The 1067-nt window shown below is 35.9% G+C and carries 1 protein-coding gene; it reads right to left on the reverse strand.

Going from position 1 to position 1067, the window contains the following annotated elements:
• Positions 1–239: 239 nt before the first annotated feature.
• A complete protein-coding gene (locus FHL06_RS14045) occupies positions 240–1049 on the reverse strand; it encodes an SDR family NAD(P)-dependent oxidoreductase (protein ID WP_153387277.1) in 810 nt (269 codons plus the stop codon).
• Between the last annotated feature and the right edge of the window lie 18 nt (positions 1050–1067).

Below are 1067 nucleotides of genomic sequence, written 5' to 3' on the forward strand. Positions count from 1 at the left end.
ATATTTACTAAGATTTTTCGTATCAGGGATATTACTGCCGATCCACCAATCATTGTCTGGTTTAGTAGCAACTCCAAATAACATCATGAATCATCTCTTTTAATTGTTATCTGTTTAAACATATTATAAATCTCACGCTAAATATACTATAAAATATATAATAATCAACAAAAAAGATTCGGAACACAAAAATCCTCATGTAAGCAACCATCTTGGTCACTGCATGAGGATTACTTCAATTACTTCATTAATTTATTCAAAACAATTCGATAAGTATTAGGCATGGTCCGAGCAATCATAACCATCCTGTGATCAACCACGGAATTATAATATCGTCTCTTCGGATGAGCATCCGTTGCGGCATGATAAAATACTTGAGCTAAATCTTCAGATGTTGCTCCAGTACCTAACTTAGAAAAGAGCTTCTCTACTTTATCAACTAATTCATCATAGGGCGAATTATCTAACGAATTCTTTCTAGCATTTTCAAAACCAATTTTACTCCATTCAGACTTAGTTAAACCAGGCTGATCAATGATTGAGCGGATTCCAAATCTCTTCACCTCAGAATCCAGCACATCACTCCACATATTCAAACTAGCCTTAGTAGCATGATACCAACCACCTAAAGGACTATAAACATTAGCCCCAATAGATGAAACATTGATGATACGACCAGAATTTTGACGACGCATAACCGGTAAAACTAATTGAGTTAGCTGTCCAACTGCAAACAAATTGACGTCAAATTGTTTTTTAGCATTTTCAATGGGAACTTCTTCCAAAGGTCCATACTCGCCATAACCTGCATTATTGATCAAAACATCAATTCTTCCCTGCTCGCTGACAGTTCGATCAACTAATTGTCGAATTGAAAATTTATCAGTCACATCCAATTTCTGTGTATGAATTCCCTTTTCTCTTAAATCTGTCAATCTTTCCACACGTCTAGCACCGCCATAAACTTCAAAACCTTGCTGTTTAAAATATAAGGCTGCTGCACGTCCCATACCAGATGAAATACCCGTAATAATCGCAACTCGTGTCATAAAAATTCCTCCAAGCTT

The sequence above is a fragment of the Companilactobacillus halodurans genome (assembly GCF_009600985.1).
GTDB classification, from domain to species: Bacteria; Bacillota; Bacilli; order Lactobacillales; family Lactobacillaceae; genus Companilactobacillus; species Companilactobacillus halodurans.

Excerpts from the sequence above, each read along its gene's own strand:
- FHL06_RS14045 (WP_153387277.1), bottom strand. The coding sequence starts at position 1,049 with ATGACACGAGTTGCGATTATTACGGGTATTTCATCTGGTATGGGACGT.